This window comes from Burkholderia sp. Se-20378 (assembly GCF_017104665.1).
Taxonomy (GTDB): Bacteria; Pseudomonadota; Gammaproteobacteria; order Burkholderiales; family Burkholderiaceae; genus Burkholderia; species Burkholderia lata.
In genome coordinates, this window is sequence record NZ_JAAGPG010000391.1 from 1 (window position 1) to 8,316 (window position 8,316).

Consider the following 8,316-nt stretch of genomic DNA (forward strand, 5'->3'; position numbering starts at 1 on the left):
CGCGCCGACCAGCGAGCCGAAATGCAGCGGGCCGGTGGGCGACGGCGCGAAGCGGCCGCGATAGCCGGTCATCGGGGCGCGGGGCAGTGTGCGCTTACGCGGCGCTGGCTGCGGGTGCGCAGGCCGGGCACGACTGGCCGGGCACGTAGCTCGGCGACTGTTGCGCTTCCGGCGTGACGACCGCGCGGCATGCGAAGCACGTGACGTTTTCGGTGGGCTGGAGTTGCGGGTTCAGCGCGGTGCGGTAATCGAACACGAAGCAGTCGCCGTGATAGTGCGCGCCGCCGACTTCCTCGAAGTACTTCAGGATCCCGCCTTCGAGCTGGTACACGTTCTCGATGCCGATTTCCTTCATGTGGATCGCGGCTTTCTCGCAGCGGATGCCGCCCGTGCAGAACGACACGACCGTCTTGCCTTCGAGGTCGGCGCGGTTCGCGTCGATCACTTCCGGGAATTCGCTGAACTTGTCGATCCGGTAGTCGAGTGCGTCGTCGAACGTGCCGACGTCGACTTCGAATGCATTGCGCGTGTCGAGCATCACGACCGGGCGGCCCGTGTCGTCGTGGCCGCGGTCGAGCCACGTCTTCAGCGTCTGTGCGTCGACGAACGGCGCGCGGCCGAGTTCCGGCTTGATCGCCGGCTTCTTCATCGTGATGATCTCGCGCTTCAGGCGCACGAGCATGCGGCGGAACGGCTGCGAGTCGGACAGGCTTTCCTTGAACTGCAGCGTCGCGAATTTGCCTTCGAACAGCGGATCGTGGCGGAGGTACGCGATGAACGCGTCGGCGGCTTCGCGCGTGCCGGCGATGAACAGGTTGATGCCTTCCGGCGCGAGCAGGATCGTGCCGCGCAGGTCGAGTTCGTTGCAGCGGGCGGTGACGAGCGGGCGCCATTGCTCGTTCGTGTCGAGCGACACGAAGTGGTAGGCGGCGAGGTTGACGATGGTCATGATGGTCCGACGGGAAAACGGCCGCACGGCGGCCCGCAAAAAAGGGTGCGAAGCCGGGGCGTTGATTCGAAAAACCGTATTATCCCGCAAACCGCGCCCAGGCCGGCATCCTGCCGTTTGGCCAGCCGCGCGACGTGCGGTCGCGTGCATCGGCCGAACGGCCAGGGCGGGGATTTTTTGGGCAGCCTGCGCGGCGGGCCGGCTACAATAGCGCCCATGTCAGATCCCCGCTTCGTCCATCTTCGCGTTCACTCCGAATTCTCGATTGCCGACGGCATCGTGCGCATTGACGACATCGTCAAGGCGGCGGCCGCAGACGGTCAGGGCGCGCTCGCGCTCACCGATCTCGGCAACGCATTCGGCCTCGTCCGTTTCTACCAGGAAGCCCGCGGCAAGGGCATCAAGCCGATCGCCGGCTGCGACGTCTGGATCGCCAATCCGGACGACCGCGACAAGCCGTCGCGGCTGCTGCTGCTCGTCAAGGACAAGGTCGGCTACCTGAATCTGTGCGAGTTGCTGTCGAAGGCGTGGCTTACGAACCAGTACCGCGGCCGTGCGGAACTCGACGCGAGCTGGCTCGACGGCGAGCTTTCGCAGGGGCTGCTTGCGCTGTCGGGCGCGCAACAGGGCGATATCGGGCTCGCGCTTGCCGCGGGCAACGAAGAGGCCGCGCGCCGTCACGCCGAGCGCTGGGCGAAGGTGTTCCCGGGCGGTTTCTACATCGAGCTGCAGCGTTACGGCCAGCCGGGCGCCGAGGCGTACATCCAGCAGGCCGCGACGCTCGCCGCGGCGCTGAAGCTGCCGGTCGTCGCGACGCACCCGACGCAGTTCATGACCGACGACGATTTCACCGCGCACGAAGCGCGCGTGTGTATCTCGGAAGGCGACATCCTCGCGAACCCGCGGCGCCAGAAGCGGTTCACGACCGATCAGTATTTCCGCACGCAGGACGACATGGCCGCGCTGTTCGCCGACCTGCCGTCGGCGATCGCGAACACGGTCGAAGTCGCGAAGCGCTGCAACCTGAAGCTCGAGCTCGGCAAGCCGAAACTGCCGCTGTTCCCGACGCCGGACGGCATGTCGCTCGACGACTACCTGGTCCAGCTGTCGAAGGAAGGGCTCGAGACCCGTCTTGCGCAGCTGTATCCGGCCGAAGCCGAACGCGATGCGCAGCGCGACACGTATTACAAGCGACTCGAATTCGAGTGCGGGACCATCACGAAGATGGGCTTCCCGGGCTACTTCCTGATCGTCGCGGACTTCATCAACTGGGCGAAGAACAACGGCGTGCCGGTCGGCCCGGGCCGCGGCTCGGGCGCCGGTTCGCTGGTCGCGTACGCGCTCGGCATTACCGACCTCGACCCGCTGCGCTACAACCTGCTGTTCGAGCGTTTCCTGAACCCGGAACGCGTGTCGATGCCCGACTTCGACATCGACTTCTGCCAGCACGGCCGCGACCGCGTGATCCAGTACGTGAAGGAGAAGTACGGCGCGGACGCCGTGTCGCAGATCGCCACCTTCGGCACGATGGCCGCGAAGGCGGCCGTGCGCGACATCGGCCGCGTGCTCGACCTCGGCTACATGTTCACCGACGGCATCGCGAAGCTGATCCCGTTCAAGCCGGGCAAGCACGTGACGATCGCCGACGCGATGAAGGAAGAGCCGCAGCTGCAGGAGCGCTACGACCACGAGGACGAAGTGCACCAGCTGCTCGATCTCGCGCAGCGCGTCGAGGGCCTCACGCGTAACGTCGGGATGCACGCGGGCGGCGTGCTGATCGCGCCCGGCAAGCTGACCGATTTCTGCCCGCTGTACACGCAGGGCGACGACGGCGGCGTGGTCAGCCAGTACGACAAGGACGACGTCGAAGCCGTCGGCCTCGTGAAGTTCGACTTTCTGGGTCTCACGACGCTGACGATCCTCGACTGGGCCGAGCGCTACATCCGCCGCCTCGATCCGTCGAAGGCCGACTGGTCGCTCGCGCAGGTGCCGCTCGACGATCCCGCCTCGTTCCAGATCCTGAAGAAGGCCAACACGGTCGCGGTGTTCCAGCTGGAAAGCCGCGGGATGCAGGGCATGCTGAAGGATGCGCAGCCCGACCGCTTCGAGGACATCATCGCGCTCGTGTCGTTGTACCGTCCGGGCCCGATGGACCTGATTCCGAGCTTCTGCGCACGGAAGCACGGCCGCGAGAAGGTCGACTATCCGGATCCGCGCGTCGAACCCGTCCTGAAAGAGACCTACGGCATCATGGTCTATCAGGAGCAGGTGATGCAGATGGCGCAGATCATCGGCGGCTACTCGCTCGGCGGCGCGGACTTGCTGCGTCGCGCGATGGGCAAGAAGAAGCCCGAGGAGATGGCCAAGCACCGCGAGATCTTCGCGGAGGGCGCGGCGACGAACGGCCTCACGCGCGAGAAGTCCGACGAGATCTTCGACTTGATGGAGAAGTTCGCGGGCTACGGCTTCAACAAGTCGCACGCGGCCGCCTATGCGCTGCTCGCGTACTACACCGCGTGGCTGAAGGCGCACCATCCGGCCGAATTCATGGCGGCCAACATGACGCTGGCGATGGACGACACCGACAAGGTGAAGATCCTGTTCGACGATTGCGTCGTGAACAACCTCGCCGTGCTGCCGCCGGACATCAACCAGTCGCATTACCGCTTCGAGCCGGTCGCCGAAGCCGACGGCAAGCGCTCGCGCACGATCCGCTACGGTCTCGGCGCGGTGAAGGGCAGCGGCCAGAATGCGATCGAGGAAATCCTGCGCGCCCGCGAGGAAAAGACGTTCACCGACCTGTTCGACTTCTGCGAGCGGATCGACCGGCGCGTCGTCAACCGCCGCACGGTCGAGGCGCTGATCCGTGCCGGCGCGTTCGATTCGCTGAACACGAACCGTGCGCAGCTGATCGCGTCGGTGCCGCTGGCGATGGAAGCGGCCGACCAGGCCGAGGCGAACGCGATGCAGGCCGGCCTGTTCGACATGGGCGCCGAGTCGCCGCACGCGCATGCGCTGGTCGACGAGCCTGCGTGGGACGACAAGCGCCGCCTGCAGGAAGAAAAGGGCGCACTCGGCTTCTACCTGTCCGGCCACCTGTTCGACGCGTATCGCGACGAGGTGCGCCGCTTCGTGCGGCAGAAGGTCGGCGACCTGAAGGAAGGGCGCGACAAGCTCGTGGCCGGCATCATCGCGTCGCTGCGCACGCAGATGACCCAGCGCGGCAAGATGCTGATCGCGCTGCTCGACGATGGCTCGGGCCAGTGCGAGATCACGATCTTCAACGAGCAGTTCGAGGCGAATAAAGCGCTGTTCAAGGAAGACGAGCTGCTGATCGTGCAGGGGCAGGCGCGCAACGATGCGTTCACGGGCGGCATCCGCTTCACGGCCGATACCGTGATGGATCTCGAGCGCGGGCGCAGCCGCTATGCGCAGGCCGTTCGGCTGACGATGAACGGCAACGCCGACGCGGCCGCACTGCGCCGCGTGCTCGAGCCGCACGTGTCGAAGGACGATCCGGCGGCGAGCGTGGTCGAAGCGCCGGCGCCGCGCGGCGGCGCGGGGGTGGTAGCGGAGAGCGGCGCCAGCGCGGCGGCCTCCACCGGCCTGTCGTCGGCCAACAGCTCGATCACCTCGCTGTCGACTTCCACGTCGACGGGTCTGTCGTCGGCCACCAGCTCGATCGGTTCGCTGTCCACCGGCCTCAGCTCGACGAATAGCTCGGTGACGTCGCTGTCCTCGTCGACCTCGACAGGCCTCTCGTCGGCCACCAGCTCGATCGGTTCGCTGTCCACCGGCCTCAGCTCGACGAATAGCTCGGTGACGTCGCTGTCGACTTCCACGTCGACCGGCCTGTCGTCGGCCACCAGCTCGATCGGTTCGCTTTCCACCGGCCTCAGCTCGACGAATAGCTCGGTGACGTCGCTGTCGACTTCGACGTCGACTGGTCTGTCGTCGGCCACCAGCTCGATCGGTTCGCTTTCCACCGGCCTCAGCTCGACGAATAGCTCGGTGACGTCGCTGTCGACTTCCACGTCGACGGGTCTGTCGTCGGCCAACAGCTCGATCGGTTCGCTGTCCACCGGCCTCTCGTCGACCAATAGCTCGGTCACTTCGCTGTCGACTTCGACCTCGACGGGTCTGTCGTCGGCTAACAGCTCGATCACCTCGCTGTCGACTTCCACGTCGACGGGTCTCTCGTCGGCCAACAGCTCGATCACCTCGCTGTCCACCTCGACCTCGACCGGTCTGTCGTCGGCCACCAGCTCGATCGGTTCGCTGTCCACCGGTCTTAGCTCGACGAATAGCTCGGTGACGTCGCTGTCGACTTCGACCTCGACGGGTCTGTCGTCGGCCACCAGCTCGATCGGCTCGCTGTCCACCGGTCTTAGCTCGACGAATAGCTCGGTGACGTCGCTGTCGACTTCGACTTCGACGGGCCTGTCGTCCGCCAATAGCTCGATCGGCTCGCTGTCGACCGGCCTCTCGTCGACCAACAGCTCGGTCACTTCGCTGTCGACCGGCCTCAGCTCGACGAATAGCTCGGTGACGTCGCTGTCCTCGTCGACTTCGACGGGTCTGTCGTCGGCCACCAGCTCGATCACCTCGCTGTCCACCTCGACCTCGACCGGTCTGTCGTCGGCCACCAGCTCGATCGGTTCGCTGTCCACCGGCCTCAGCTCGACGAATAGCTCGGTGACGTCGCTGTCCTCGTCGACTTCGACGGGCCTCTCGTCGGCCACCAGCTCGATCGGCTCGCTGTCCACGTCGACCTCGACTGCGATCAATGCCGCGAAGACGCACTACTACAGCGTCAACGACGGTGGCGTGCAACAAGCCAATTACAACAACGACGGCGCAACGGGCATCAACTCGCTCGCAGCCGGTGTAGCCGCCACTGCCGCGGGCGCGAGCAGCGTCGCCGTCGGCAATGCTGCGAACGCAGCAGGCGCAAGCAGCGTCGCCGTCGGCAATGCCGCGAACGCGAACGCAAGCAGCGCGGTCGCGATCGGCCCGAACGCCGTCGCGAGCAACGTCGGCAGCGTCGCGCTGGGCAGCGGCTCCGTCACGGCCGCGGCCAACCCGACACCTACCGGTACCGTCGGCGGCGTAACCAGCACGTTCGCAGGCGGCAATCCGACGAGCGTGGTCAGCGTTGGCAGTTCGACCAACCAGCGCCAGGTCACGAACGTTGCGGCCGGCGCGATCTCCTCGACCAGTACCGACGCCATCAACGGCTCGCAGCTCTTTGCGACCAATACGGCCCTGGATTCGCTGTCGACGACGGTGTCGTCGTCCAGCAGCGCAATCTCGTCGCTGTCGACCGGTATTGGTTCGCTGTCGACTGGCCTGAGCTCGACCAACAGTTCGGTCACGTCGCTTTCGACTTCCACGTCGACGGGGTTGTCGTCGGCCAATAGCTCGATCACGTCGTTGTCCACCTCGACGTCGACGGGTCTGTCGTCGGCAAACAGCTCGATCACCTCGCTGTCCACCTCGACGTCGACCGGCCTGTCGTCGGCTAACAGCTCGATCACTTCGCTGTCCACCTCGACCTCGACGGGTCTGTCGTCGGCCAATAGCTCGATCACGTCGCTGTCCACCTCGACCTCGACGGGTCTGTCGTCGGCCAATAGCTCGATCACGTCGTTGTCCACCTCGACCTCGACCGGTCTCTCGTCGGCTAACAGCTCGATCACTTCGCTGTCCACCTCGACGTCGACTGGCCTCTCGTCGGCCAACAGCTCGATCGATTCGCTGTCCACCTCGACATCGACGGGTCTGTCGTCGACGAACAGCTCAGTCTCGTCGCTGTCCACCTCGACCTCGACCGGCCTGTCGTCGGCTAACAGCTCGATCGATTCGCTGTCCACCTCGACCTCGACGGGTCTGTCGTCGACGAACAGCTCAGTCGCGTCGCTGTCCACCTCGACCTCGACCGGTTTGTCATCGGCTAACAGCTCGATCACCTCGCTGTCGACCTCGACATCGACCGGCCTCTCTTCGGCCAACAGCTCGATCGATTCGCTGTCGACCTCGACGTCGACGGGTCTGTCGTCGGCTAATAGCTCGATCACGTCGCTGTCCACCTCGACGTCGACCGGCCTCTCTTCGGCCAACAGCTCGATCGATTCGCTGTCGACCTCGACCTCGACGGGTCTGTCGTCGGCTAATAGCTCGATCACCTCGCTGTCGACCTCGACGTCGACCGGCCTCTCGTCGGCCAACAGCTCGATCGATTCGCTGTCGACTTCGACCTCGACGGGTCTGTCGTCGACGAACAGCTCAGTCTCGTCGCTGTCCACCTCGACATCGACCGGTCTCTCGTCGGCTAACAGCTCGATCACTTCGCTGTCGACCTCGACCTCGACGGGTCTGTCGTCGGCTAATAGCTCGATCACGTCGCTGTCCACCTCGACCTCGACCGGCCTCTCGTCGGCCAACAGCTCGATCGATTCGCTGTCGACTTCGACCTCGACGGGTCTGTCGTCGGCTAATAGCTCGATCACATCGTTGTCGACCTCCACGTCGACCGGTCTCTCTTCGGCCAACAGCTCGATCGATTCGCTGTCGACCTCGACATCGACGGGTCTGTCGTCGACGAACAGCTCAGTCTCGTCGCTGTCCACCTCGACCTCGACCGGTCTGTCGTCGGCTGACAGCTCGATCACGTCGCTGTCGACCTCGACCTCGACCGGCCTGTCGTCGGCCAACAGCTCGATCACCTCGCTGTCGACCTCGACCTCGACGGGTCTGTCGTCGGCAAACAGCTCGATCGATTCGCTGTCGACTTCAACCTCGACGGGTCTGTCGTCGACGAACAGCTCAGTCTCGTCGCTGTCGACCTCGACCTCGACCGGCCTCTCGTCGGCTAACAGCTCGATCGATTCACTGTCGACTTCGACTTCGACCGGCCTGTCGTCGGCCAACAGCTCGATCACCTCGCTGTCGACCTCGACCTCGACGGGTCTGTCGTCCGCCAACAGCTCGATCACCTCGCTGTCGACTTCGACCTCGACCGGCTTGTCGTCGGCCAACAGCTCGATCGATTCGCTGTCGACCTCGACCTCGACGGGTCTGTCGTCGACGAACAGCTCAGTCTCGTCGCTGTCGACCTCGACCTCGACCGGCCTCTCGTCGGCTAACAGCTCGATCGATTCACTGTCGACTTCGACTTCGACGGGCCTGTCGTCGGCCAACAGCTCGATCACGTCGCTGTCCACCTCGACCTCGACGGGTCTGTCGTCCGCCAACAGCTCGATCACCTCGCTGTCGACTTCGACCTCGACCGGCTTGTCGTCGGCCAACAGCTCGATCGATTCGCTGTCGACCTCGACCTCGACGGGTCTGTCGTCGACGAACAGCTC

At 65.1% G+C, this 8,316-nt stretch carries 2 protein-coding genes; one reads left to right on the forward strand and one right to left on the reverse strand.

Translation table 11 applies throughout. The annotated features are described in order from the left end of the window. Positions 1–94 precede the first annotated feature (94 nt). Positions 95–949, reverse strand: a complete 855-nt coding sequence (locus G3N93_RS29085) for a sulfurtransferase (protein ID WP_174947432.1) — start codon at positions 947–949, stop codon at positions 95–97. 216 nt (positions 950–1,165) lie between these two features. Between G3N93_RS29085 and dnaE the strand changes: the two genes are divergently transcribed. After that, the coding region (gene dnaE, locus G3N93_RS42285) for a DNA polymerase III subunit alpha (RefSeq protein WP_307873434.1) at positions 1,166–8,316 on the forward strand (7,151 nt) is incomplete at its 3' end.